This window comes from Actinacidiphila sp. DG2A-62 (assembly GCF_035825295.1).
Classification (GTDB): domain Bacteria; phylum Actinomycetota; class Actinomycetes; order Streptomycetales; family Streptomycetaceae; genus Actinacidiphila.
In genome coordinates, this window is the sequence record NZ_JAYMGI010000002.1 from 5,106,943 (window position 1) to 5,132,500 (window position 25,558).

At 75.4% G+C, this 25,558-nt stretch carries 19 protein-coding genes and 2 pseudogenes (1 of these 21 cut by a window edge); 10 read left to right on the top strand and 11 right to left on the bottom strand.

The window, feature by feature from the left end:
* Nucleotides 1–121: 121 nt before the first annotated feature.
* Both VSR01_RS22955 and VSR01_RS22960 read left to right on the top strand, forming a co-directional pair.
* Entirely contained in the window at nucleotides 122–1,621 is a 1,500-nt protein-coding gene (locus tag VSR01_RS22955) for an MFS transporter (RefSeq protein ID WP_326451052.1), read from the top strand.
* A 111-nt stretch (nucleotides 1,622–1,732) separates the two neighbouring features.
* Nucleotides 1,733–3,181 carry a carboxylesterase/lipase family protein gene (locus tag VSR01_RS22960; protein ID WP_326451053.1) on the top strand — a complete coding sequence of 483 codons (1,449 nt, stop codon included), beginning with the start codon at nucleotides 1,733–1,735 and terminating at the stop codon, nucleotides 3,179–3,181.
* A gap of 4 nt (nucleotides 3,182–3,185) precedes the next feature.
* Here the strand turns inward: VSR01_RS22960 and VSR01_RS22965 are convergent, their stop codons facing one another.
* From VSR01_RS22965 to radA, 7 genes and pseudogenes are all read right to left on the bottom strand, one after another.
* Nucleotides 3,186–4,682, bottom strand: coding sequence for a sensor histidine kinase (locus tag VSR01_RS22965; RefSeq protein WP_326451054.1), 1,497 nt, complete (start codon nucleotides 4,680–4,682; stop codon nucleotides 3,186–3,188).
* Nucleotides 4,683–4,693: 11 nt separating this feature from the next.
* Entirely contained in the window at nucleotides 4,694–5,467 is a 774-nt protein-coding gene (gene cseB / locus VSR01_RS22970) for a two-component system response regulator CseB (protein WP_326451055.1), read from the bottom strand.
* A gap of 5 nt (nucleotides 5,468–5,472) precedes the next feature.
* Nucleotides 5,473–6,234 (bottom strand): hypothetical protein, encoded by a 762-nt coding sequence (locus VSR01_RS22975; RefSeq protein ID WP_326451056.1) that lies wholly within the window; start codon nucleotides 6,232–6,234, stop codon nucleotides 5,473–5,475.
* Nucleotides 6,222–6,755: a SigE family RNA polymerase sigma factor gene (locus VSR01_RS22980; RefSeq protein WP_326451057.1), complete on the bottom strand. Its 534-nt coding sequence runs from the start codon at nucleotides 6,753–6,755 to the stop codon at nucleotides 6,222–6,224. The genes VSR01_RS22975 and VSR01_RS22980 overlap by 13 nt, the downstream gene beginning before the upstream one ends.
* Before the next feature lie 183 nt (nucleotides 6,756–6,938).
* Nucleotides 6,939–7,866, bottom strand: a pseudogene (locus VSR01_RS22985) (A/G-specific adenine glycosylase).
* 1,220 nt (nucleotides 7,867–9,086) lie between these two features.
* Nucleotides 9,087–10,244: pseudogene (gene disA, locus VSR01_RS22990) on the bottom strand (DNA integrity scanning diadenylate cyclase DisA); the annotation flags it as partial.
* 112 nt (nucleotides 10,245–10,356) lie between these two features.
* Nucleotides 10,357–11,742 carry a DNA repair protein RadA gene (gene radA, locus VSR01_RS22995; protein WP_326451058.1) on the bottom strand — a complete coding sequence of 462 codons (1,386 nt, stop codon included), beginning with the start codon at nucleotides 11,740–11,742 and terminating at the stop codon, nucleotides 10,357–10,359.
* A gap of 328 nt (nucleotides 11,743–12,070) precedes the next feature.
* Between radA and VSR01_RS23000 the strand changes: the two genes are divergently transcribed.
* A complete protein-coding gene (locus VSR01_RS23000) occupies nucleotides 12,071–13,876 on the top strand; it encodes a BACON domain-containing protein (protein ID WP_326451059.1) in 1,806 nt (601 codons plus the stop codon).
* Between the two features lie 63 nt (nucleotides 13,877–13,939).
* Here VSR01_RS23000 and VSR01_RS23005 read toward each other — a convergent pair whose 3' ends face one another.
* Complete coding sequence (locus VSR01_RS23005; protein WP_442785518.1) at nucleotides 13,940–14,821, bottom strand: hypothetical protein; 882 nt, start codon at nucleotides 14,819–14,821, stop codon at nucleotides 13,940–13,942.
* A gap of 82 nt (nucleotides 14,822–14,903) precedes the next feature.
* Here VSR01_RS23005 and VSR01_RS23010 point away from each other — a divergent pair, with 82 nt between their 5' ends.
* The 3 genes from VSR01_RS23010 to ilvD all read left to right on the top strand — a co-directional run bounded on the left by VSR01_RS23010 (nucleotide 14,904) and on the right by ilvD (nucleotide 19,068).
* On the top strand, nucleotides 14,904–15,947 hold the full coding sequence (locus VSR01_RS23010) for a Ppx/GppA phosphatase family protein (RefSeq protein ID WP_326451060.1): 1,044 nt from the start codon (nucleotides 14,904–14,906) through the stop codon (nucleotides 15,945–15,947).
* A gap of 46 nt (nucleotides 15,948–15,993) precedes the next feature.
* Nucleotides 15,994–16,836, top strand: coding sequence for a sugar phosphate isomerase/epimerase family protein (locus VSR01_RS23015; RefSeq protein ID WP_326451061.1), 843 nt, complete (start codon nucleotides 15,994–15,996; stop codon nucleotides 16,834–16,836).
* A gap of 381 nt (nucleotides 16,837–17,217) precedes the next feature.
* Complete coding sequence (gene ilvD / locus VSR01_RS23020; RefSeq protein ID WP_326451062.1) at nucleotides 17,218–19,068, top strand: dihydroxy-acid dehydratase; 1,851 nt, start codon at nucleotides 17,218–17,220, stop codon at nucleotides 19,066–19,068.
* Between the two features lie 111 nt (nucleotides 19,069–19,179).
* Here the strand turns inward: ilvD and VSR01_RS23025 are convergent, their stop codons facing one another.
* Nucleotides 19,180–20,073, bottom strand: a complete 894-nt coding sequence (locus tag VSR01_RS23025; RefSeq protein WP_326453767.1) for an SGNH/GDSL hydrolase family protein — start codon at nucleotides 20,071–20,073, stop codon at nucleotides 19,180–19,182.
* Between the two features lie 166 nt (nucleotides 20,074–20,239).
* Here VSR01_RS23025 and VSR01_RS23030 point away from each other — a divergent pair, with 166 nt between their 5' ends.
* Nucleotides 20,240–20,749, top strand: a complete 510-nt coding sequence (locus tag VSR01_RS23030; RefSeq protein WP_326451063.1) for an EamA/RhaT family transporter — start codon at nucleotides 20,240–20,242, stop codon at nucleotides 20,747–20,749.
* Between the two features lie 150 nt (nucleotides 20,750–20,899).
* Here the strand turns inward: VSR01_RS23030 and VSR01_RS23035 are convergent, their stop codons facing one another.
* The gene (locus VSR01_RS23035; RefSeq protein ID WP_326451064.1) at nucleotides 20,900–21,709 is read right to left on the bottom strand and encodes a hypothetical protein; all 810 of its coding nucleotides are present in this window, start codon (nucleotides 21,707–21,709) and stop codon (nucleotides 20,900–20,902) included.
* A 204-nt stretch (nucleotides 21,710–21,913) separates the two neighbouring features.
* Between VSR01_RS23035 and VSR01_RS23040 the strand changes: the two genes are divergently transcribed.
* Nucleotides 21,914–22,582, top strand: a complete 669-nt coding sequence (locus VSR01_RS23040; protein ID WP_326451065.1) for a response regulator transcription factor — start codon at nucleotides 21,914–21,916, stop codon at nucleotides 22,580–22,582.
* Nucleotides 22,583–22,589: 7 nt separating this feature from the next.
* Nucleotides 22,590–24,299 carry a sensor histidine kinase gene (locus VSR01_RS23045; protein WP_326451066.1) on the top strand — a complete coding sequence of 570 codons (1,710 nt, stop codon included), beginning with the start codon at nucleotides 22,590–22,592 and terminating at the stop codon, nucleotides 24,297–24,299.
* Here VSR01_RS23045 and VSR01_RS23050 read toward each other — a convergent pair.
* Nucleotides 24,191–24,610, bottom strand: a complete 420-nt coding sequence (locus VSR01_RS23050) for a hypothetical protein (protein WP_326451067.1) — start codon at nucleotides 24,608–24,610, stop codon at nucleotides 24,191–24,193. The two genes, VSR01_RS23045 and VSR01_RS23050, sit on opposite strands and share 109 nt — an antisense overlap.
* Before the next feature lie 351 nt (nucleotides 24,611–24,961).
* Between VSR01_RS23050 and proC the strand changes: the two genes are divergently transcribed.
* Nucleotides 24,962–25,558 carry the 5' portion of a pyrroline-5-carboxylate reductase gene (gene proC, locus VSR01_RS23055; RefSeq protein WP_326451068.1) on the top strand. It continues 240 nt past the right edge of the window, so the window shows 597 of its 837 coding nt (coding positions 1–597); the start codon lies at nucleotides 24,962–24,964; the stop codon falls past the right edge of the window.

Genomic DNA, 25,558 nt, shown 5'->3' on the forward strand with positions numbered 1-25,558 from the left:
CCCTGCTCGGTGCGCCTTCCCGCTGCCCCGGGGCTGCCCGCACGCACCTTGGTGGACAGCCTATCCGCTATCGCTCTACGATTGGCGGACAGGCTATCCGGCAACGTCGAGGAGCACCGCCATGCCCAACCGATCACCTCTCGCCCCGGGAACCGGCGCCGCCCCGCCGCCGGCCGCGGACGCCTCGCACGGGGTGGCCAAGCTCGGTGTCCCGCTCGCCGCCGTCGCGGCCGTGGCGTGCGTGGCGCAGTTCATGGTGGTCCTGGACTCCTCCATCGTGAACGTGGCCCTGCCGGCCATGAAGGCGGGCCTCGGCCTGTCCGCCTCCGCCCAGCAGTGGGTGGTCAACGGCTACCTCGTCGCCTTCGGCGGCCTGCTGTTGTTCGCCGCGCGCGCCGGCGACCTGTTCGGACGCCGCCGGGTCTTCCAGATCGGCCTGACCGTCTTCTCGGCGGCCTCGCTGGCGGGCGGGCTGGCGCAGGACGGCTGGATGCTGCTCGCGGCCCGGGTCGTGCAGGGCGCGGGGGCCGCGGCGCTGGCGCCCTCCAGCCTCAGCCTGATCACCGCCAGCCACACCGAACCCGGTCAGCGCACCCGCGCCATGACCTGGTGGGGCGTGGCCGCCTCCAGCGCCGGAGCCGCCGGCATCGTGATCGGCGGCCTGCTGGCGTCGGTGAGCTGGCGCTGGGTGATGCTGGTGAACGTGCCCATCAGCGCCGGCCTGCTGGTCGCGAGCCTGACCTGGCTGGCGCCGACCGCGACGGGACAGCGCCGCTCGCGCATCGACCTGCCGGGCGCCCTCACCGTGACCCTGTCGGCCGCCTCGCTCGTCTACGGTGTGGCAGCGGCGCCCGCCGCGGGCTGGGGAGCCGCCCGCGTGGTCGCCGCGCTCGCGGCGGGGGTGCTCCTGCTCGCCGCGTTCGTCGCCGTCGAGCGGCGCAGCGGCGCGCCGCTGGTCCCGCTGGGGATCTTCTCCGTCGCCAACGTGCGCATGGGCAACGTCCTCACGCTGTGCATGGGCGCCGTCATCACCGCGCCGCTGTTCTTCCTCTCGCTGTACCTCCAGCAGGCCCTGGGGCAGAGCGCCGTGCGCACCGGGCTGTCCCTGCTGCCCATGGTCGCGGTGATCAGCGTCGGGGTGCTGCTGTCGCAGAAGCTCATCCCGGTCGTCGGGGCCCGCCGCCTGGTGGTGATCGGCGGGACCGTCGCCGCGGCCGGGCTGGTGTGGGTGGGGCAGCTTCCGGTCCGCTCCGACTACCTCCCGCACGTGCTGCTGCCCACCGTCGTCGTCGGCGCGGGCACGAGCGTGACGATGATGCCCGCGATCGTCGCCTCGACCGCCGGCATCGACCCCCGCGACGCCGGTGTCGCCTCCGGGCTGCTCAACATGTGCCGCCAGCTCGGCGCGGCCCTCGGCCTGGCCGTGCTGGCCACCGTCGCCGCGGGCGTCACCAGCCACAGCGGCAGCGGCGGCACCGCGGCCGTCGTGGACGGCTACCGCGTCGCCTTCTACGGGCTCGCCGTCCTCGCCCTCGTCACCGCGGCCCTGGCCCTGCGGCTCAAGCCGGCCCCGGACGCCCCGGACGCCCCCGCCGCGCCGAAGCCGGCCGACGCCGCCTGAGCCGTACGGCCGCCGTACCCGTACCGCCGCCGCACCCGTTCTGCCACCGCACCCGTACCGCCGCCTCACCCGGCCTGCCGCCCGCTCCCACCCGTCAGAAGGAAGCACCCCGTGCCCGTCAACGCCCCCTGCGGTCCCGTCGCGGGAATCGCGCGCGAGACCCACACCGCCTACCTTGGCATCCCCTACGCCCGGGCCCCCTACCCCGGCGGCGCCTTCGACCCGCCCCGGTCGCGCGAGAGGTTCACCACCTGCTTCGAGGCGACGGGGTACGGGCCCAGCCCCGCCCACCCGCACGTGGGACAGGACCTCTTCCCCGACCCGGTCGTCGCCGGGGACGACGCGCTCAACCTGAACGTCTACGCCCCCTCCCGCGGCGACGGCCCCTTCCCGGTGGTGGTGTGGCTGTACGGGGGCGGCTTCTTCACCGGCAGCAACGCCAGCCCCTGGTACGACGGCGCCTCCTTCGCCCGCGACGGCGTGGTCTTCGTCGTCCCCAACTACCGGGTCGCCGCCGAAGGGTTCATGATCCTCGACGACCAGGTCGCCAACCGCGCGCTGCTCGACATCACGGCCGCCCTGACCTGGGTGCGCGAGAACATCGCCGCCTTCGGCGGCGACCCCGCCGAGGTCACCCTGGCCGGGCAGTCCGCCGGCGCGACGGCCGCGCTGACCCTGACCGGCGCCCCCGCCGCCCGCGGCCTGTTCCGCCGGCTGGCCGTGATGAGCGCCGGGACCCCGCTGCTCTCCCCGCTGGAGCGGATGACGCGGCTCTCCGCCGACTTCGCCGAACAGCTCGGCACGCCGCGGACCCGGCAGGCCCTGTCGGCGGCGCCGACCGCGCGCCGGATGCACCTCGAACAGGCGTGGCTGCCCGGGGAGGTGCGGGCGCCCGCCGAGAGCGTCGACGAGCGCGCCCGCCGGGCCGGCCAGGACGCGCTGCGCTGGCAGCCCACCCTGGACGGCGAGGTCGTCACCGCCGCGCCCGAGGAGGCACTCGGCGAACCCGGCGCGGTGCAGGCTTTGCTGATCGGCACCACCACACAGGAGTGGAACTTCCTCCTCGGCGACCTCAGCACCGCTCCCAGCACCGACGCCTGCGTGAAGGGCATGGCCAACCTCGGCCTCACCGCCGACGACCTCGACGCCTACCTCGGGCTGCTCGGCACCGACAACCCCGGCCACGCACTCGCCCAGGCGCTGAGCGACCGCACCTTCCAGCAGCCGGCCCGCCGCATCGCCGACACCGCCGCCCGCGCCGGCATACCCGCCTACGCCTACCAGTTCGCCTGGCCGGCCCCCGGCTTCGGCGCCGCCCACTGCGCCGACCTGCCCTTCGTCTTCGACCACCTCGACGCGCCGCAGGCCCCCGAACTGCTGGGACCGGACGCCCCCCGGCAACTGGCGGCGCGGATGCACACCGCCCTCGTCCGCTTCGCCCACGACGGCGACCCGGGCTGGAGCGCCTACACCCCGCACGAGCGCCGGACCATGGTCTTCGACCGCGAGCCCCACGAGTGCGCCGACGGCCTGGGGAGGACGCCCGACGCCCTCCGGTGACGGTTCAGCGCGGGAGCAGCAGTTGCGCGACGGCGCCCGCGACGCCGCGCCCGCCGCCCTCACCGTCGTCGCCCGCGCCGGGCACGGCGCCCTCACCCGCCTCGCCGTCCGCCGCGACGTTGCGGAAGGTCAGCCGCGCGCCGAGCACCCGCGCCTGACCCGCGGCGATGGTCAGTCCCAGGCCGTGCCCCGCGCCCGCGCGGTCGCTGCTGCCGGTGCGGAACCGGGACGGGCCCTCGCGCAGCAGGTCCGCGGGGAAGCCGGGACCGTGGTCGCGGACCCGTACGAACGGGCCGTCGACCACCACCTCGATGGGGCCGCGGCCGTGCCGTGCCGCGTTGGCCAGGAGGTTGCCGAGGATGCGCTCCAGGCGGCGCGGGTCGGTCTGCACCACCGCGTCCTCGTCCACCACGACCGTCGCCTCGGGCGCCAGCGCCTGCACGCGGCGCCGCACGAAATCGCCCAGCGCGACCTCCTGGAGGTCGGCGTGCTCGGCCGCGCCGTCCAGCCGGGCGACCTCCAGCACGTCCTCGACCAGGGTGCGCAGCGCGTGCACCCGGTCGCGCACCAGTTCCGCCGGGCGGCCGGCGGGCAGCAGCTCGGCCGCGGTGACCAGGCCGGTCACCGGGGTGCGCAGCTCGTGCGCGATGTCCGCGGTGACGCGCCGCTCGGCCTCCAGGCGCCGTTGCAGCGCGTCGGCCATCTCGTCCACGGCGCGCGCGAGCTCGTCGGTCTCGTCGCGCACCCGGCGCCCGCCGATGGCCTCCCTGACCCGCACGGTCGGGTCGCCGTCGGCGACCTTGCGGGCCGCGGTCGCCGCCTTGCGCAGCCGCCGCGACATCCGGCCGCCGATCAGCACGCCCACCGCGGTGCCGCAGCCGACCACCGCGACCGAGCCGGCGACCAGCGCCTGGTCGAGGTCGACCAGCACCGAGTAGCGGTCGGTGAAGACGCTCTTCAGCGACAGCACCTTGCCGCCGTCGGCCGGGGTCTCCGCCCACACGGTCGGCGCGCCGTCGTGGTTCTCCTGCACGTAGGTGGCCCGCTGGCCCTTGGCCGCGTACTCCTTCAGCTCGCGCGGCAGGGCCGGGTCGTCCAGCTGGGTCTGGAAGACCCGCCGGCCGGTCGCCTCGTAGATCCGCAGCGCGGACTGCACCCGCTCGTCCTGCACGTCGCGGGTGCTGTTGATCATGCTGACGCGGGCGGCGTTGTGCACGACCAGGCTCAGCGCGAGCGCGACCAGCGCGGAGACGACGGCGATCGCGGCGCTGATCTTCCACCGCAGGCCGCTGCGGAAGAAGCCGCGCAGCCAGGCGCGGGTGGCGCGGCCGGCGCCGGTGGCGCGGTCGGCGCGGGTGGCGCGGTCGCCGCGGGTGGCCGGTGCGCTCCGGTCGCTCCGGGCATCATGGTCGGTCCGGGTGTCGCGGTCGGTCCGGGTGTGGCGGTCGGTCCGGTCGGCGGGGGTGGCCGGTGCGGCCCGGTCCGCGGGGGTTCTCGCCATGGCGACCGCCCTCACGCCCTGAGCTTGTAGCCGAAGCCGCGCACGGTCTCGATGCGGTCCTGGCCGACCTTCGCGCGCAGCCGCTGCACGTGCACGTCCACCACGCGGGTGTCGCCGCCCCACTCGTAGTCCCAGACCCGCTCCAGCAGCCGGTCCCGGGACAGCACGGTGCCGGGCGCGCCGGCGAACTCCAGCAGCAGCCGCATCTCGGTCGGCGTCAGCGCCAGCCGCTCGCCGCCGCGGGTGACCTCCATGCCCTCGGGGTCGATGTCGATGTCGCCGAAGGACAGCACCGGGCCGTCGTCGGCGTCCTCCGCCGCGGTGGCGCGGAACCGCCGCAGCACCGCCCGGATGCGGGCGACCAGCACCGCGCCGTCGAACGGCTTGGTCACGTAGTCGTCCGCGCCGGCCTCCAGGCCGAGCACCACGTCGATGCTCTCCGCGCGCGCGGAGAGCATGATGACCGGGATCATGGACTCGTCGCGGATCCGGCGGCACAGGCTCACCCCGTCCAGGCCCGGCACCATCACGTCCAGCAGCGCCAGGTCCGGCGGCCCGGCGCGGAACGCGTCCAGGCCGGTCAGTCCGTCGGGGGCCGCGGTGACGCGGAAGCCGTCGCGCTCCAGGGCCAGCGTCGTCGCCTCGCGGATCACGTCGTCGTCCTCGACGAACAGCACATGGGTGGGGGCGTGGCCGTGGCCGGCCGGACCCGCGTGGCCGGCGGCGGCCGGGTGCGCGGGGTGCGCGGGGTGCGCGGAGTACGAGGGGTGGGGTGCTGCGGCCATGACGTCTATCGTCCCCCACCGGACGGCGTGGGCGAGGCGGCGTGCGAGGCCGCGTGCGTCGCGGTGTGCGTCGTGGTGTGCGTCCCGGCGTGCGTCGCGGTGTGCGGGCTGCCGCTCGGCAGCCCGGGGTCGAGCGGGTCGGAGTCCGGCAGCGGCACCGGGTCGGTGGACAGCGGCTCGGGGGAGACGGACGGGGACGCGCTGCTGAAGTCCTGGAACTCGCGGCCCACCTGCACGAAGTGGTTGCCGCGCCAGGCGTAGGTCACGGCCTCCTCGCCGGTCGGGTACGACACCGGGTCGTCGGTCCGGTACACCTCGTGGACGATCTCCAGCCGGCCGTCCTCGACGCTGCCGTAGACCGGGGAGTGCTCGTCGGCGAAGACGTTCTGGTACTTGCCGTCGATCATCCGGTACACGTAGGACGCGATGCCGAGGCCGTCGCCGCAGGTGGTGATGTTCACCACCAGGTCGGGGCCGTCGCCGGCGGTGAGGTCGCCGGAGTCGGTGTCCATCGGGTAGTCGTGCCCGTCGCACGGGGTCAGGTCCTCGCGCACGTCGGGGCTGACGCCGGTGTCCTTGCGGATCATCTCGACCAGCGCCTGCGGGTGCGAGGCGATGGCCGGGGCGGCGGTGGAGCGCACCTTGGGGGTCGCCGGCGGCGCCGGGCCCTCCCTGCGGGCGCCGGTGACGCCCGCGCCGCAGCCTGCCACCATGACGGCCGCGCAGGTCAGCGCGCCCGCCGTGGTCACGGAGGCTATGCGGCGCACACGTCCTCCATCCGCGAGTAGCCGTAGGTGCCGTGCTCCAGCTCGTAGCGCAGTCGCGCCAGCGCCCGGTGCAGGGTGCTCTTCACGGTACCCGTGGTCATCCCGAGGGCGCGGGCCGTCTCCTCGGTGGACAGCTGGCCGTAGTGGCGCAGCAGCACGACCTGCCGCTGCTTGGGCGCGAGCACCCGCATCGCGTCGGCGAGCATCTCGCGGTCGGCGCGCTGGTCGGCGCCGTCGTCCACGGTCGCGTCCGGCAGCTCCGCGGAGGGGACCTCCTCCAGTTTGCGGCTGCGCCACCACTCGGTGCGGGTGTTGATCATCACCCGGCGCATGTACGCGTCGGCGAGCGCCTTGTCGGCGATGCCGTGCCAGCGGGGGAAGGTGCGCACCAGGGCGGTCTGCACGAGGTCCTGCGCGTCTATCGGGTCCGGCACGAGCCGGCGGGCGCTGCGCAGCAACGCGTCCTGCCGCGTCCGTACGTAGTCCTCGAACTCCAGAACCGTCGCGCCGTTCGCCGTCATCGGTGCCTCCACCCCGTTTGCCACTGGTCGGGCCGGGGGAAGGAACCTCCCGGCCGACGTCGAAGCTACGGAGCGGATGTCAGGCTTTCGCGACCGCGAACGCACAGCGGCCGCACAGCAACCCATCGGTTGTGTAACGGCGTCGCGAATCGGACTGTACGGGTGTAAAGCGGACAGGTGTCGTCAGACCGGGAGCCGGTAGACGCCGTTGGCGAGCGGCTCGACCAGGCCGTCCTCGACGAGCCCGTCCAGCGCCCGCGCCCGCTGCACCGGCTCGTGCCACACCGCGTCCAGCGCGGCCTGCGGCACCGGCTCGGTCGAGGCGCGCAGCACCGCGAGCAGCCGGCCGCGCACCTGGCGGTCGGTGCCGGCGTACGACTGGCCGCGCCGCGCCGGGCCCTCGTGCGGCGGCGAGCCGGCCAGCCGCCATGCGCAGCGCGACGCCACCGGGCAGGCCCCGCACTGCGGGGAGCGCGCGGTGCACAGCAGCGCGCCCAGTTCCATCGTGGCCGCGGCCCAGCGCGCCGCGGTGCCCTCGTCCCGCGGCAGCAGCGCGGTCGCGGTACGCCGCTCGGCGGCCGTCGTGGCGTTCGGCGGGTATTCCACGCCGGTCACCAGACGCGCGAACACCCGCCGTACGTTGGTGTCCAGGACGATGTGCCGCTGCCCGTAGGCGAACGAGGCGACCGCCGCGGCGGTGTACTCGCCGATGCCGGGCAGGGCGAGCAACTCCGCGTGCTCGCGGGGGACTTCGCCGCCGTGCCGCTGCGCTATGGCGGTGGCCGCGGCGTGCAGCCGCAGCGCGCGGCGGGGATAGCCGAGCCGGCCCAGGCGCGGACCGCCTCGCCGGGGACTCCGCGGCCAGGTCCGCCGGGCGCGGCCAGCGGGCCAGCCACGCCTGGTGCACCGGCAGCACGCGGGACACCGGCGTCTGCTGGAGCATGAACTCGCTGACCATCACCGACCACGCGCCCGCGTCGGGGCGCCGCCACGGCAGGTCGCGGGCGTGCTCGGCGAACCAGTCCACGAGCAGGTCGTGCAGATCCTCGACCCCGGGCGGCGGGGCGGTCGCGGGAGTCGGGCCGCCCGCGTCGCTCAGTTCAGTGCTCATCTCCGTCCGATCCTCGCACACCGCGCCGACGGCCCGCCGCCGCTGCCACGGCCACGGACCGCGTCCGCGGGGCGACTCGGCGCATCCGCCGGCGCGCGGACGCCGATACGTCCGCGGGCGTGCGCGGGCACACGCGTGAACGTAAACGTGATGATCCGTAAAGACCGGACAGCGGGCGGCGCGTGAGTCGACGCCGAACGGGCGATCTCCCCTAGAGTTCGTCCGTGGGCTCAATGCGCAATCCCGTGGGACCTCTGCCATCCTCCATTTACTGGCGGCGGCGGGTCGTTGTGGCCTGCCTGCTCGCGCTGATCGTGGCGCTCGTCGTGTGGGCGCTCACCTCGGGCGGCGGCGGAGGGGGCGGCAAGAGCTCGGGTGCGCCCAGCGGTTCGCACACCCCGGTCACCTCGATCACCCCGGGCCCGGCGCCGAGCGGCACGCACATCAGCGGGCGGCCGGGCGGCCGCGACACCTCCGGCGGCGACGACTCCACCGCGGGTTCCGGTGACAACGCCGGCGCCGGCGACGGCGGTTCGGCCGGCACCGCCGGGGACACGGCCGGCGGGTCCGCGTCGCCGTCCGCCTCGGGCGGCACGTCCGACGGCGCGACGGCCGGCGCCGGCGGCTCCTCCGGCTCCGGTGACAACGGCGGTTCCGGCAGCGGGGGTTCGGGCGGCAGCGGCGACGGCTCGTCCACCGGCGGCGAGGTGCCGGTCGGCTCCAGCCTGCCCGACTGCTCGGCGAGCGCCGTGCAGTTGACGCTGACCAGCGCGCAGAACTCCTACGGTCCCGGCGAGACCCCGCAGTTCCGGCTGAAGGCCGTCAACTCCTCGTCGGTGAGCTGCAAGCTGGACTTCGGGCCGCGCAGCGCGGTGTTCACCATCACCAAGGCCGCGGACAACAGCCACGTGTGGGCGTCCGACGACTGCCCGACCACCGGCTCGCGCCTGATGGAAGTGCCCGCGCACGGCTCCACCACGTACACGCTGCACTGGAACACCAAGACCAGCTCGCCCAAGTGCGCGTCCCCGAAGGGCCAGTCCGCCCAGCCGGGCACGTATCTGGTGCAGGCGCAGCTGCCGGGACACGGCACGGAGCAGGCGTCGTTCGTGCTGAGCCAGGACTGAGCCGGGAGCGAGCCGGAGCCGGGTCGGGGCTCCGCCGGAACCGAGGCGGAACCGAGCCGGAGCCGAGCGCGGCGGCCTAGGGCCGCCGGCGCACACGTAGCGTTCGAGGATCGAGGATTCGGCGAGCCGGGACAGGCCCTCGCGGACCGACCGCGCGCGGGCCTCGCCCACGCCGTCCACCGCCTGCAGGTCGTCCACGCTGGCCGCGAGCAGCTTCTGCAGGCCGCCGAAGTGCTCGACCAGCCGCTCGATCACCGTGTTCGGCAGCCGCGGCACCTTCGCCAGCAGCCGGTAACCGCGCGGCGAGACCGCGGAGTCCAGCGATTCGGGCGAGCCGGTGTAGCCCAACGCGCGGGCCACGGTGGTGAGTTCGATCAGCTCGTTCTGCGGCAGGGTGTCCAGCTCGGCGAGCGCCTCGGCGACCGTACGGCTGCGCTTGGCGGTCGGCTCCGGCACGTAGTCCTGTGCCACCAGCTCGCGTTCCGGCTCGACGCCGGCGATCAGCTCGTCCAGCTGGAGCGCCAGCAGCCGGCCGTCGGTGCCCAACTCGACCACGTACTCGGCGATCTCGGTGGCGATCCGGCGGACCATCTCCAGCCGCTGGGCGACCGCGGTGACGTCGCGGACGGTCACCAGGTCCTCGATCTCCAGCGCGGACAGCGTGCCGGCCACCTCGTCCAGGCGCAGCTTGTAGCGCTCCAGCGTGGCCAGCGCCTGGTTGGCGCGGGACAGGATCGCGGCGGAGTCCTCCAGCACGCGGCGCTGCCCGTCCACGTAGAGGGCGATCAGCCGCATCGACTGGCTGACCGACACCACCGGGAAGTTGACCTGCTTGCTGACCCGGTCCGCGGTGCGGTGCCGGGTGCCGGTCTCCTCGGTGGGGATCGTCGGGTCCGGCACCAGCTGCACGCCGGCCCGCAGGATCTTGGTGATGTCCTTGTCGAGGATCAGCGCGCCGTCCAGCTTGCACAGCTCGCGCAGCCGCGTCGCGGTGAACTCCACGTCCAGCACGAAGCCGCCGGTGCACAGCGACTCGACGGTCTTGTCCATGCCGAGCACGATCAGCCCGCCGGTGTTGCCGCGCACGATGCGCTCCAGGCCGTCCCGCAGGGCGGTGCCGGGCGCGACCGCGCTCAGCGAGGCGCGCATCAGCCCGCCGTCGGCGCCGGGGCCGCCGGCGGACCTGCCGGCGGACTCTCCCGCTGCCTTACGGGCCGGGGCGGCTCCCCCTGCCCGGTCGTTGGCTGCCACTGCGTTCCTCCGGTCGGTGCGGTTGCACGCAGTTTACGTCGTCCCCGCCGTGCGATGGCGGTTTGCCGTCCTGACCAGGTCCGCGAGCGCCGCGCCGAGGAGGGCCGCGGGGTCAGCCGCGGGGCGTGCGGGCCGGGAGCGCCCGCAGCGCGTCGCCTATGTCGGCGACCTCGATGACCCGCATGCCCGGCGGCACCTTGCCCGGGTCCGGCGGGACCAGGGCGTGCGTGAAGCCCAGCCGGTGCGCCTCGGACAGCCGGCGCTGCACGCCGGTGACCCGCCGCACCTCGCCGGCCAGGCCCACCTCGCCGACCGCGACCAGGTTCTTCGGCAGCGGCGTGTCGATCGCCGCGCTGGCCAGGGCCAGCGCCACCGCCAGGTCCGCGGCCGGCTCGGACAGCCGCACCCCGCCGACCGTCGCGGTGTAGATGTCCTGCTTGCCGATCGAGCGGATGCGGCCGCGCTGCTCCAGCACCGCGAGCATCATCGACACCCGCGAATTCTCCAGACCCGAGGTGGTGCGGCGCGGCGACGGGATCTGCGTGTCGACGGTCAGCGCCTGCACCTCGGCGACCAGCGGGCGCCGGCCCTCCAGCGTCACCGTCAGACAGGTGCCCGGCACCGGCTCGTCCCGCCGGGTCAGGAACAGCCCCGAGGGGTCGGCCAGGCCGGTGATGCCCTCGTCGTGCAGTTCGAAGCAGCCGACCTCGTCGGTGGCCCCGAAGCGGTTCTTCACCCCGCGGATCAGCCGCAGCCGCGCGTGCCGGTCGCCCTCGAAGCTCAGCACCACGTCGACCAGGTGCTCCAGCAGCCGCGGGCCGGCGATCGCGCCGTCCTTGGTGACGTGGCCCACCAGCAGCGTGGCCATGCCGCGTTCCTTCGACGCGCGGATCAGCGCGCCGGCGACCTCGCGGACCTGCGCCATGCCGCCGGGCGCGCCGTCGATCTCCGGCGAGGCGACGGTCTGCACCGAGTCCAGCACCAGCAACGACGGCTTCACGTCGTCCAGGTGGCCGAGCACCGCGGCCAGGTCGGTCTCCGCGGCCAGGTAGAGGTGGTCGGCGAGCGCGCCGATCCGGTCCGCGCGCAGCCGCACCTGGGAGGCGGACTCCTCGCCCGTGACGTAGAGCGTCCGGTGCTCGGGGCCCGACGCCTTCGCGGCGACGTCCAGCAGCAGCGTCGACTTGCCCACGCCCGGCTCGCCGGCCAGCAGCACCACGGCGCCGGGGATCAGCCCGCCGCCGAGCACCCGGTCCAGCTCGGCGACGCCGGTGCTGCGGGCGGTCGCCTGCCGGCCGTCGACCTGGCCGATCGGGCGCGCGGCGCTGGTGACCCGGCCCGGCGCGGTGGTGCGCACCGCGGGCGCGGCGCCGTGCTCCTCGATCGTGCCCCACGCCTGGCACTCGCCGCACCGGCCGAGCCACTTGGCCGTGGTCCAGCCGCACTCGGTGCAGCGGTAGGAGGGACGGTCCTTGGCGACGGGTTTACGGGTGGCCATGCGCTTCACCGTAGCGGTCGGGTACGACAACCGCGGTGCGTCGCGGGACGATCCGGTGCGCGCGGGCGGCTCCGGGAGCGCGCGTCCCGGGCCGCCGCGGGCCGCCGCGGGGGGGGCTCGGGGTGCGCGCGTCGCGGGAGGCGGTTCGGGGTGCGCGCGTCGCGGGGAGGCTCGGGGCGCGCGCGGGGCGGGGCGCTCGCGCATGTGCGCGTGGTGTCACTCGTACGCGTGACCGTCTCGTCCGCGTTTCCGGCATAGTGCTACTCGTATGGATGAATGTCCGGCTCGGGGGGTGAACCGGGGCGTCCCGCGGGCCTACCGTCGCCCGGTGACGAGCAGGCAGCAGACCCCTCTCCAGAGCACCGGCGCGCACCGCAGGCCCAAGGCGCCGGCCTGTTCGCGCGCCGAGCGGGAACGGGATCGCGAGCACGGACGGGACCTCGGGAGGGACGCCGGCAGGGACCTCGGGCGGCCCCGCGGCGGCGACCGCCCGCACCGCACTCCGCCGCTGCGGCAGCGGCCGGCCGGCCCGGCCGCGCGGTTCGACACCTACGAGCCGTACCTGGACGGCCTGTTCACCTACTGTCTGTCCATCCTGTGCGAGCACGACGCGGCCGCCGCCGCCCTCGGCGAGGCGCTGGCGATCGCCGAACGCCAGCGCACCCGGCTGCGCGACCCCGCGCTGCGCCGGCCCTGGCTGTACGCCCTCGCCCGCTGGTCCTGCGTGCGCAGGCTCACCGCGGGCGCCGGTCCCGGGGCGGGCACGGGCCTGGGCGGCGCGGCGGGCGCCGGCCCGGCCGGGCGGCTCACCGAGGACGAGGCCGAGGCGCGCCGCGCCCAACTCGCCGCGCTCGCCTGGCCGGAGGCCGCCGGCACCACGCCCGAGCAGCGCGAGGCGCTCGAACTCGCGGTGCGCCACCAGCTGGCGCCCGCCGAGGTCGGGCACGTCCTCGGCGTCGACGGCGACGCCGCGCGCGCCCGCCTGGCCCGCGCCGCCTGCGAGGTGGAGCGCACCAGGACGGCGCTCGCCGTCGTCGACACCGGCGCCTGCCCGCACCTCGCGGGGCTGGCCGGCGGGACCAGGGTGCTGCTCGGCACGGCGCTGCGCACCGAACTGGTACGGCACGTCGACGCGTGCGCGACCTGCCGCCGCGCCGCGGAACGCGTCGTCGCGGCGGGGCCCTGGCCGGGCGCGCCCGACGCCGCCGCCGTCCTCGCCGTCATCGAGGCGCCGCGGGCCGCGGTGCACGCGGCGATGCTGCACGCGGCCGCCGCGGGCGCGGGGCGCACCCGGGAGGGCACGCCGCGGTTCGACCGGCGCGGCTTCCCGCTCGACGTCACGGACCGCGCGGCGCGGCGGGCCCGGATGCGGCACCGCGCGGTGACCACCACGGTCGTCGCGGCGGTCGTCGCCGCCCCGGTGCTCGCGGTGTGGGCGGCCTACCGCGCCGCGCCGCTCGGGGACGAGCCGCACGCGTCCGGGCGGGCGGCGTCGGTGAGCGATCCGGACGGACTGGACGGCGACTCCTACGAGAAGGCCGGCAACACCGTCCCGTCGCCCGGCGCGGGCCGGTCGGGCCGGGCCGGCGGCTCCGACACGGACGCGCCCGACGCGCAGTCCTCGCCGACGGTCACCGTCTCCGGGTCGTCGAACGCGTCCGCGGAGCCGGGGACGGGCGCGGGCCGGCTGTCGGTCAGCGCGGCGCCCGCGCCCGGGGCGACGCGGATCACGCTCACCGCGCAGGGGAGCACGGCGGTGCGGTGGGCGGCGCGGACCTCCGCGTACTGGCTGCGGATGTCCGCACGGGGCGGCGTGCTGCGGCCGGGAGAATCGATCATTCTCCTCGTCAGGGTGGACCGGTCGCTGGAGCCCGGCGGGACGTGGACGGGGGTCATCTCCTTCAGCCCCGGTGACGCGAGGGTCACCCTGCGGGGATCGTCGCGGCGGTCGGTGCCGCCTCCCGCGTCGACTCCGCCGACGTCCACCGCGCCGACGACGCCGCCGCCCACGTCGCCGCCGCCGACCTCGCCTCCTCCGCCCACGTCGCCGCCGCCGACCTCGACGCCCCCCACGTCACCCCCGGCGTCGGACGCCCCCCCGACGTCGTCCGCCCCCACCCCCGACCCCGCGTGACGCCCCGGGCGCCGCACCCGCGCCCGGGAAAGGACGCAGGAGCGCCCGGCGGACCGGAGAGGGTCAGGCCGGATCGGCCGGGTGCGGCGCCAGCAGCGGAAGCGCCGCGGCCAGCCGCGCCTCGCACAGGCCGGCGAGCTCCGCGTAGGCGGCGGGCCCCATCAGCTCGGTGAGCTCGGCCCGGTAGGAGACGTACACCGGCTCCCCCGCCCCGTGCGCGGACGTCGCCGAGGTGCACCACCAGTGCAGGTCGTGCCCGCCCGGCCCCCACCCGCGCCGGTCGTACTCGCCGATCGACACCACGAGCACCCGCGTGTCGTCCGGCCGGTCCACCCAGTCGAACGTCCGCCGGATCGGCAACTGCCAGCACACGTCCGGCTTGGTCTCCAGCGGCTCCCGCCCCTCCCGCAGCGCCAGCGCGTGCAGCGCGCACCCCTGCCCGCCGGCGAATCCCGCCCGGTTGGAGAACACGCACGCGCCGTCCACCACGCGCGTCTGCCGCTCGCCGTCCTCGTTCTCCTCCGCCCAGTAGCCGTCGCGCCCGGTCCCGAGCCCGTGGAACTGCCACAACTCCGGGGTGAGCCGCGCCACGTGCGAGGCGACGCGCTTCTCGTCGTCGTCATCGGAGAAGTGCGCGCCGAGCGAGCAGCAGCCGTCGCCCGCGCGCCCCGCGACGATGCCCTGACAGCCGCTGCCGAACACGCACGTCCAGCGTGACGTCAGCCACGTCAGATCGCAGCGGAACACCTGCTCCTCGTCCGCCGGGTCGACGAACTCCACCCAGGCGCGCGGAAAGTCCAGGTCCGCCTCATCGGCCTCCGCCGTTACGCCGGCCTCCGCCGGGACGCCCGCCTCCGCCGCGACGCCCACCTCGATGTCCGCCCGCTGCCCTGCCGGTCGCCCTGCCCGCTGTACGCCGCCACCGCGGCTCTTCACCTTCGCCACGCGCCCAGCGTAAGACCGGAATGCGCGGATTGCCGCGACCCGCCCGCGCGCGCTCCCGGCCCGGGGCGCTAGCGTCACCCCCATGCGACTCGGAGTGCTCGACGTGGGTTCCAACACCGTCCACCTGCTGGTGGTCGACGCGCACCCGGGCGCGCGCCCGCTGCCCGCGTACTCCCACAAGGCCGAACTGCGGCTCGCCGAGCTGCTCGACGAGCAGGGCGCCATCGGCCCGCACGGCGTGGACCGGCTGGTGGCCACCGTCGCGGACGCGATGCGCGTCGCGGAGGACAAGGGCGTGGAGGACGTGCTGCCGTTCGCCACGTCCGCGGTGCGCGAGGCGGCCAACGGCGAGCAGGTGCTGGCCCGGGTCGCCGAGGAGACCGGGGTACGGCTGACGGTGCTGTCCGGCGAGGACGAGTCGCGGCTGACGTTCCTCGCGGTACGCCGCTGGTTCGGCTGGTCGGCGGGGCGGCTGCTGGTGCTGGACATCGGCGGCGGCTCGCTGGAGATCGGCTTCGGCATGGACGAGTACCCGGACGCGGCGGTGTCGCTGCCGCTGGGCGCCTGGCCGACCGGGGCGTGGCTGCCCGGCGACCCGCCGGACGCCGCCGACGTGCGGCACCTGCGCCGGCACGCGCGCGCCGAGATCGCCCGCACCGTCGCCGAGTTCGCCCGGCTCGGGCGGCCCGACCTGGCGGTGGGCACGTCCAAGACGTTCCGGCAGCTCGCCAGGATCGCGGGGGCGGCCCGCAGCGCCGACGGGCTGTACGTGCAGCGGGTGCTGCGGCGTACGGCGCTGGAGGAATGGGTGCCCAAGCTCGCGGCGATGACCGCGGCGCGCCGGGCCGCGCTGCCCGGCGTCTCCGAGGGCCGCGCCCGGCAACTGCTGGCGGGCGCACTGGTCGCCGAGGGCGCGATGGACCTGTTCGAGCTGGACGAGCTGGAGATATGCCCCTGGGCGCTGCGCGAGGGCGTGATCCTGCGCAAGCTCGACGTCATGGCCCCGGCGGCGTCGGCCGCCGCCGCGGCCCACGCCTCGGCCGCGTCCGGCGTGTCGGGCACCGCCGCCGGCCCCGGCCCGGCCCCGGCCGCACGCGGCGACGCCGTCACCCCCTGGCGCCCCTGAACGGCGCCGCACCGCGTCCGCGCGCGCTCGCCGTAGGCTGGCCCGCGTGGCAGAACGCGTGACACCGACGCAACCCCCGCGCGCCGCGGCGCGCGCCGCGGGGCCGAAGGTCGCGCTGTCCACCGCGTCGACGTACCCCGAGTCCACCGCGACCGCCTTCGAGGTCGCCGCGCGGCTCGGCTACGACGGCGTCGAGGTGATGGTGTGGACCGACCCGGTCAGCCAGGACGTGGAGGCACTGCGCCGGCTGTCCGACCACCACGGCGTCCCGGTGCTCGCCGTGCACGCGCCGTGTCTGCTGATCACCCAGCGGGTGTGGTCCACCGACCCGTGGGTGAAGCTGCAGCGCGCCAAGCAGGCGGCCGACCGGCTGGGCGCGGACACCGTCGTGGTGCACCCGCCGTTCCGCTGGCAGCGCGGCTACGCGCGGGACTTCGTGCGCGGGATCTGGCGGATGGCCGACGAGACGGACGTGCGGTTCGCGGTCGAGAACATGTACCCGTGGCGCTACCGCGACCGGGAGATGCTGGCGTACGCGCCGGACTGGGACGTCACCCAGGACGACTACCGGCACTTCACCGTGGACCTGTCGCACGCGGCGACCGCGCGGACCGGGGCGCTGGCGATGGCCGGGCGGATGGGCGACCGGCTGGCCCACGTGCACATGGCCGACGGGAGCGGGTCGGCGAAGGACGAGCACCTGGTGCCGGGGCGGGGCACGCAGCCGTGCGCCGAGCTGCTGACGATGCTCGCCGCGTCCGGGTTCGACGGGCACGTCGTGGTCGAGGTCAACACCCGGCGCGCCATGTCCGCGGCCGAACGCCAGGCCGACCTGGCGGAGGCCCTCGCCTTCACCCGCCGCCACCTGGCGCTCAACGCCGGGCGCTGACCATCACGGGCTACGGCGACGCCCGACGTCAGCTCACCAGGGGCGCGGGGAACTGCGCGCTCAGCCCTCCACCGGCCGGTGGTCCGGATCGGACCGATCTGCCCCTCCGGGACGGTGACGACCTGTGGGCCGCAGCATGGCTGGTCGCGCAGTTCCCCGCGCCCCTGAAAACCAGGCCCAGCGCCCAGTTGACGTACAGGGCCGCGCCCCTGATCTCGGCGCCCAGCGCACTTGCCACGCCCGCCGGGCGACGTGAGCGCGACGCCGGGCGTTGCGGAGACGTTCCGGGATGCGGACCGCAGGTCCACCCTGTGGGCGTCCGGGCGTAAGCTCGACCGGTACCAGGCAGCACAGCGCAGCGCGACGCAAGGGAGTCGAACCGTGGAGCTGAGGTCACGCACGGTCACCCACGGCCGCAACATGGCAGGAGCCCGCGCCCTGATGCGCGCCTCCGGCGTGGACAACGCCGACATCGGCAAGCCGATCGTCGCCGTGGCGAACAGCTTCACCGAGTTCGTACCCGGCCACACCCACCTCCAGCCGGTCGGCCGGATCGTCTCCGAGGCGATCAAGGCGGCCGGCGCGGTGCCGCGCGAGTTCAACACCATCGCCGTGGACGACGGCATCGCCATGGGCCACGGCGGCATGCTCTACAGCCTGCCCTCGCGCGACCTGATCGCCGACTCCGTCGAGTACATGGTCGAGGCGCACTGCGCGGACGCGCTGGTCTGCATCTCCAACTGCGACAAGATCACCCCGGGCATGCTGATGGCCGCGCTGCGGCTGAACATCCCGACCGTCTTCGTCTCCGGCGGCCCGATGAAGGCCGGCCGGGCCACCCTCGTCGACGGCACGGTCCGCAAGCTGGACCTGATCAACGCGATCTCCGACGCGGTCAACGAGGACGTCTCGGACGAGGACATCCTGCGCATCGAGGAGAACGCCTGCCCGACCTGCGGCTCGTGTTCCGGCATGTTCACCGCCAACTCGATGAACTGCCTGACCGAGGCGATCGGCCTGTCGCTGCCCGGCAACGGCTCGGTGCTGGCCACCCACACCGCCCGCAAGGCGCTGTACGAGCGGGCCGGCTCGACCGTCGTGGAGCTGACCCGCCGGTACTACGAGCAGGACGACGCCTCGGTGCTGCCGCGCGCGATCGCCTCCAGGGCGGCGTTCGAGAACGCCATGGCCCTGGACATCGCCATGGGCGGCTCCACCAACACGATCCTGCACCTGCTGGCCGCGGCCCAGGAGGCGGGCCTGGACTACGGGCTCACCGACATCGACGCGGTCTCCCGCCGGGTCCCGTGCCTGGCCAAGGTCGCGCCGAACGTCGCGCCCGGCGGCACGTACTACATGGAGGACGTGCACCGGGCCGGCGGCATCCCCGCGATCCTCGGCGAGCTGTACCGCGGCGGACTGCTGCACGAGGACGTGCACACCGTGCACTCCCGCTCGATCAAGGAGTGGCTGGAGACCTGGGACGTGCGCAGCGGCGCACCCTCGGACGAGGCGGTCGAGCTGTGGCACGCGGCCCCGGGCTGCGTCCGCTCGGCGCAGGCGTTCTCGCAGTCCGAGCGGTGGGAGTCGCTGGACACCGACGCGGCCGGCGGCTGCATCCGCGACGTGGCGCACGCGTACTCCAAGGACGGCGGCCTCGCGGTGCTGCGCGGCAACCTCGCGGTCGACGGCGCGGTGGTGAAGACCGCGGGCGTGGACGAGTCGATCTGGACCTTCGAGGGACCCGCGGTGGTCTGCGAGTCCCAGGAGGAGGCCGTGGAGAAGATCCTGGCCAAGCAGGTCAAGGCCGGGGACGTGGTGGTGATCCGCTACGAGGGCCCGCGCGGCGGCCCGGGCATGCAGGAGATGCTCTACCCGACGTCGTTCCTCAAGGGCCGCGGCCTGGGCAAGGTGTGCGCGCTGGTCACCGACGGCCGCTTCTCCGGCGGCACCTCGGGCCTGTCGATCGGCCACGCCTCGCCCGAGGCGGCCTCCGGCGGGACGATCGCGCTGGTCGAGGACGGCGACCTGATCCGTATCGACATCCCGTCCCGCTCGATGGAGCTCGTGGTCTCCGACGAGGTGCTGGCCGCCCGCCGCGAGGCGCTCGGCGGGGTCTACGCGCCCCGCAACCGCGAGCGCAAGGTGTCCACGGCGCTGCGCGCGTACGCCGCGATGGCCACCAGCGCGGACCGCGGCGCGGTGCGCGACATCGCGCTGCTGGAGCGCTGACCCCCTCCGCGGACGCCGCGTGCCGCCGTTTCGGCGGTACGCTCGCCCGATCCCGCCCGCGCCCCGGGACCGCCTGACCGGTTCCGGGGCGCGGGCGGGGTGAGCCCCGCCTCAGCCCAGGTGCAGGACCGACGCGGTCTGCCGCGCCATCGCCGCCTCGCCGCGCGCGTTGGGGTGCACGGGCACGAAGTTGGTGCCGAACAGCACCGGCTCGATCCACCGGGTGTCCGCCGCCGCGCACGCGTCGTGGCCCTCGGAGACACCCGACAGGTCGACGTAGGCGGACCCGGTCTCGCGGGCGGCGCGGGCGACCGCCGCGTTGAGGTGCGTCTGCAGGTCGCGCAGGTAGGGCACGTCGCCGGAGGCGATCGGCATCTTGGCGAAGCAGGTCGGGTCGGCGGTGGCCGGGAGGATCCACGGGTAGCCGAGGACCGCCACGCGGGCGCCGGGCGCCTTGGCCCTGACCGCCTGGAGCGCCGCCTTCACCGCCGGGTAGGTGACGGTGTCCACGGTGGTGTCGAAGCTGTCGCCGTACAGGCTCTGGCAGGGGTGGCCGAGGCCCGCGGTGGCGATCCCGGCGGTGCCGCAGGCGAGGATCGCGTCGATGAAGGTGTTGCTGTCGTTGCCGCCGATCGTCATCGTCACCAGGCCGGTGCCGGCGCCCAGCGCGTCCAACTGCGGTGCCACGCCCGGGTACTGGGACCCGGCGTAGTCCTTGGTCTGCGCGCCGCCGCAGGTGACGTCGGTCAGCTGCGCGCCGGTCGCGGCGGCCAGCACGTGCGGGTAGTTCGCGGTGGACCGCGCGCACAGCGGTGAGGCGGACGGGTCGAGCGGGAGGATGCCCGAGCCGGCGCTGTAGCTGTCGCCCATGGCGACGTACGCGACCGGGCCTGCGGTGTGGGGGGCGGGGGCGGCCGCGTGGGCGGCCGGTGCGGTCAGGCCGAGGGCGGCGGTGCCCGCGGCGACCGCCGCGGTGAGCCCCTTGGCGAGGGCGCGCATCGACATGTGCATCTGCTTCTCCTTCGAATCCAGATGACGTCCGGGTGAGGGGGTCCGGCTGAGCGGCGCGTCGCGGAAGTTACTTACTGGTCAGTCAGGAGTCAATGGCTTGCGCACGCATCGGTGCACGGGACGGTTCGCACGCGCGGGGGGATGGGCCATAATCGGCTGGGTGAACGGAACTGAAACCACGACCGACGCGGACACCGGCCCCGGGCAGGCGTCGGGGCCGGAACCGATCCGCTTCTTCGGCACCACCTGGGTGAACCACGACGGCGACTACCGCATGCGCAGGGCAGGCGTCGCCGCCGGCGCGCTGCTCGCCGCCGCGGTCGGTGTCGTCGTCCTGATATTCGGCATGCAGGGCATCCTCGCGGCCACCAGCGGCCCGATGCTGCCGTTCCTGTACACGATCGCCTTTGCGGTCTGCAGCGTGATCGGCTTCCACCACACCTGGGTGTCGTTCCTGCGCCGCCCCGCCCCGACCGCCGAGGACCAGCCGGAGGCCGCGAAGGGCCTCTACACCATCGGCTTCATCGGCGTGCTGCTCGCGTACTTCGCGCGGGTTCTCGTCGAGGCGCCGGGCGAGAAGCTGCACCGCGCGGAGTACGAGGAGCGGGCGGGCGCGGGCACGGCGGCGACGCCCTCGTCGGCGCCGGCGTCCGCGCCGGCCGAGGGGTAGATCCGCCGAGGCCCCGGGTCCGCCCGAGCGCCGGGTCCGCCCGAGCGCCGGGTCCGCTCAGGAACGCTGGGCTCGCCCGGCGTTCGCGCGCGTCCGGGGCCGGGCCAGAGCCACTGCCCCGACCCGGCCCCGGTTCCGTGCCGCTCGGCCTCAGCCGTGCAGCTCGGACGCGGCGCGGCTCTCATTCACACCGCTGCTGGTGGTGCCGCGCTCGGCGGTGCGGCCGCTCCGGCCGCCGCTCTTCGTGGTGCCGCTGTGCGTCGACTCGCTGTGCGTCGACCCGCCGTGCGCCGTGCCGCCGTGGCCGGGCTGCCCCGGCTGTCCGGGCGGCGCCGGCAGGGCCGGGCACGACGTGCTGATCCGGGACTTCGGGACCAGCTTGCCGTTGACGTAGACCTTGCCGTTCACCACCTTGATGGTGATCCTGGCCGGCGCGTGGCCCGGCTTGGCCGGCGTGGCGGGCCCACCCGGCGTCGTCGGCGTGAGCGTGGTCCCCGGCCGCGCGGGCGCGCCCTTCCCGCCGGGGCCGGGCAGCGACGGCAGCGACGGCAGACCGGGCAGCCCCGGCCGCCCCGCCTTGCCGTGGCCCGGCGCGGTGGTCACCACGCACACCACGACCTTGCCGTGGCCCCCGCCCGGACCGCCGACCCCGACGACGACCGCGCCCCCGCCGGCGCTCGTCGCGGTGCCGCCCACCCCGGCGACGCTCGTCGCGCCCCCGCCGGTGCTCGCCGTGCCGCCCACCCCTGCCGTGCTCCTGCCACCCGCGGCGGCGGACGCCGCGTCGGACGCGCTCGCCCCCGCCAGCCCGGACAGGCCCAGGCCCGCGGTGAGCACCGCGCTCACCACGTACCTGCTGGTCCTGCGCTTCCGGCCCGCGGAGGCCGGGGGCGTCACGGGTGTCGTGGATGTCGTGGGCGTCGTGGGTGTCTCGGGCGTCGTGGATGTCGTAGGACTCATGTGACCGCTCCTGACGGTGCGTCGGGGAATGTCTGCCGGACGTCTCGGCGGAGGTGTCCGCCGAGCGGCGCGCCGGCGCCGTGGACGTACCGCGGTGTGCCGACCCGCGCACCGCAGCCTGCGCGGCGACGGCTGAAGCGACCCTGAAGAGGCCCGCGGTGATCTTCATGTTCGCCTTAGGTGTGCCGCTGCACCCTGTGGGACGTGCGGATACTCGTGGTGGAGGACGAACACCGGCTTGCCGACCTGCTCAAGGACGGCCTGACCAGGGAGGGCTTCGCGGTCGACCTCGCGTACGACGGCCGCGAGGGCCTGTGGCTGGCGACCGAGCACGCCTACGACGTGATCGTGCTCGACGTGATGCTGCCCGCCCTGCACGGCTACGCGGTCTGCGCCCGACTGCGCGAGGTCGGCAACTGGACCCCGATCCTCATGCTCACCGCCAAGGACGGCGAGTACGACGAGGCCGAGGCGCTCGACACCGGCGCGGACGACTACCTCACCAAGCCGTTCTCCTACGTCGTGCTGCTCGCCCGGCTGCGCGCCCTGGTCCGCCGCGGCGGCCGGGAGCGCCCCGCGGTGCTGGCCGTCGGCGACCTGCGGATCGACCCGGCCGGGCTCGCGTGCAGCCGGGCCGGCGTGCGGATCGCGCTCACGCCCAAGGAGTTCGCCATCCTGCACTGCCTGGCCCGGCGCGCCGGCGAGGTCGTCCCCAAGTCCGAACTCCTCGCCAAGGCATGGGACTTCGCCTACGACGGCGACTCCAACGTGGTCGAGGTCTACATCAGCGCGCTGCGGCGCAAGATCGACCGCCCGTTCGGCCGCACCACCCTGCACACCGTGCGCGGCGCCGGCTACCGGCTGGAGGGGTGAGCACGCGGTGGGAGTACGGCTGCGCACCACGCTGACCGCCACCGCGGCGGTCGCGGTCGCCCTCGGACTTGCGTCGTTCGCGCTGTTCGCCGCGCTGCACGCGAGCCTGGAGGACACGGCGAAGGACCTCGCGCTCAAGGACGCGCAGGCGCGGGCGGCCCGGCAGTTCGCCGGGCTGCCGGGCGCCCCGCCGCTGCCGGGCGGTGCGGGGGCGTCGGGCGGCGGGCCGGCGTCCGAGGGTGGTTCGGCGTCGGGCGGTGGTTCGGCGTCGGGCGGTGGTTCGGCGTCGAGCCAGGCGGGGCGGGCAGGCGGGGCCGGCCAGGCCGGACAGACGGGCGGGCCGGGGGAGTCGGGGCGGGTGGTCACCACGCCCGGCGTCGCCGGGACCTCGTTCGCGACCGACGACGGCGGCGGTCACCTCGTCGTCACGCAGACCTACACCACCGACCGCGGGCCGGTCACCGTCGTCGGCTCGGCGTCCACCGAACCCGCGAAGGCCGCCATGGACACCCTCACCGGCGTGCTGCTCCCCGGCGCCCCCGCCCTGCTCGCCTTCGTCGCGCTGCTCACCTGGCTCGCGGTCGGCCGCGCGCTCCGCCCGGTCTCCGCGATCCGCGCCAAGGTCGCCGAGATCACCGCGCACGGCCTGCACGAACGCGTGCCCGTGCCCGCCGCCCGCGACGAGGTCGCGCTGCTGGCGCGTACCGTCAACGACACCCTCGACCGGCTGCGCACCGCCGTCGACGCGCACCGGCAGTTCGTCGCCGACGCCGCGCACGAGCTGCGCAGCCCGATGGCGATCCTGCGCACCCGGCTCGAACTCGCCGCCCCGGCGGAACGCCGGCTCGCCGCGGAAGCGCTCGACGACGTCGACCGGCTCGGCGCGCTCACCGCCGATCTGCTGCTGCTCGCGCGGCTCGACGCCCGGCAGCCGCTGCGCCTGCGCGAAGTCGACCTCGGGCAGGTCGTCGCCGAGGAGGCCGCCCGGCGCCGCCCGCGCGCCGAGGTCACCGTCCTCCTCGACCTCGCGCCCGACCTGCTCGTCCTCGGCTCCGCGGAGCACCTGCGGCGCATGGTCGCCAACCTCGTCGACAACGCGGTCCGCCACGCGGCGGGAACCGTCCGGGTCACGCTGTCGCGTACGCGTGGCGGCGGAGTCGTCCTCGACGTCCGCGACGACGGGCCCGGCATCGCGGACGAGCACCGCGACGTCGTGTTCCAGCGCTTCACCCGGCTCGACCACGCCCGCACCCGCGACACCGGCGGCTCCGGCCTCGGCCTGCCGATCGCGCGCGACATCGCCGCGGCGCACGGGGCCTCGCTCGTCCTGCTCCCGGCGGACGGCGACGGCGGAGGGTGCGGGCGCGGATACGGGTGTGGGAGCGGGAACGGGTGCGGGGCGCACTTCCGTGTGGTCCTGCCGCCGGCAACGGACGCGGCTACGGGCACGGCCGCGAGGCCGTCCCCTGCCACGGTCCCGGGGCCGCCCACGGACCCGGACGCGAGGTCGCCCGCGGACCTGGTCACCGGTCCGGACGCGGGGTCGCCCACCGGCCCGGACGCCCGACCGGGCCCCGGACCCCGCGGCGGCCGGCGCCCCGGGGCGCCTCAGCGCGCGGCGGTGCGACTGCCCGCGACCGCGCCGACGACGCCCACCACCGCGCCCACCACCGCGCCGTGCCACAGCCCGCTCCATAGCGAGCTGAAGAAGCCCTGACTGGTCAGGACCTGCCGCACCACCAGGTCGAAGAAGAACATCGCGCCGGCCGGTACCGCCGCGACCTGCCACGGGTGCGAGCGCGCCCACCGGCGAATGCGGCGGTCGCGGCCCGCGCCGCGGGAGGAGTAGCCGAGGACCGCGCCGGCGCCGCCGACGCAGAAGAAGAGCAGCGCCGCGATGGACAGGGCGCCGCTCAGGATGCCCAGTCCGAAGTGGCCGTGCACGATGTGCAGCAGGAGATCGACCCCGCCGCCCAGCGCGCCGACCGTCGCGGCGGGCCGCCACGGTCCGAGGGTCGCCGAAGCCACGGCCAACTGCCGCTTCTCCGCGCCCGAAACGTCGATTTCCCGGGATGAACGCCTCACACCATTAACGGTCCGCCCGCGCGGGTCCCCACGCCATAGGGGATGACCCTGACCCGACCCCCACGCGGTCCCGGAACCGCGAGCCGGGCGGGCGCGCCAGCCGACCTCCCCCGCGCGTACCGGGCACGCACGTACCGGGCACGCACCGGACGCGTACCGGGCACGTGCCCCGCGCCTCCTGTGCGAACGCGCCCAGAAGGCGGGGCCGACCTGCGAGGATGGCGGCGGACCCGTCCACGGACCCGGTCCAGGACCCGCCCGAAAACCCAGCATCCGCACGAGGTGAGCCTTCCCATGACCGCCGACTCGGCGTCCGCCGACCGCCGCCAGACCGTCGCCGTGCTCGGAGCCGGCAAGATCGGCGAAGCCCTCCTGTCCGGCATGATCCGCGCGGGCTGGGCCCCCGCGGACCTGCTCGTCACCACGCGGCGCAGTGAGCGGGCCGAGGAGCTGCGCGGGCGCTACGGCGTCGAGCCCGTCACCAACGCGGCGGCGGCCAAGGCCGCCGACACCCTCATCCTCGCGGCCAAGCCGCAGGACATGGGCGCACTCCTGGACGAGCTCGCCCCGCACCTGGACGCGGACCGCCTCGTGATCAGCGCGGCGGCCGGCATCCCCACGGCGTTCTTCGAGGAACGCCTCGCCGAGGGCACCGCCGTGGTGCGCGTCATGCCCAACACCCCCGTGCTCGTGGACGAGGGCATGTCCGTCATCTCGGCCGGGCGCCACGCGACGGAGGCGCACCTGGTACGGACCGAGGCGATCTTCCAGCCGGTCGGGAAGACGCTGCGCGTCCCGGAGAAGCAGCAGGACGCGGCGACGGCGCTGTCGGGCTCCGGGCCGGCGTACTTCTACTACCTGGTCGAGGCGATGACCGACGCGGGCATTCTG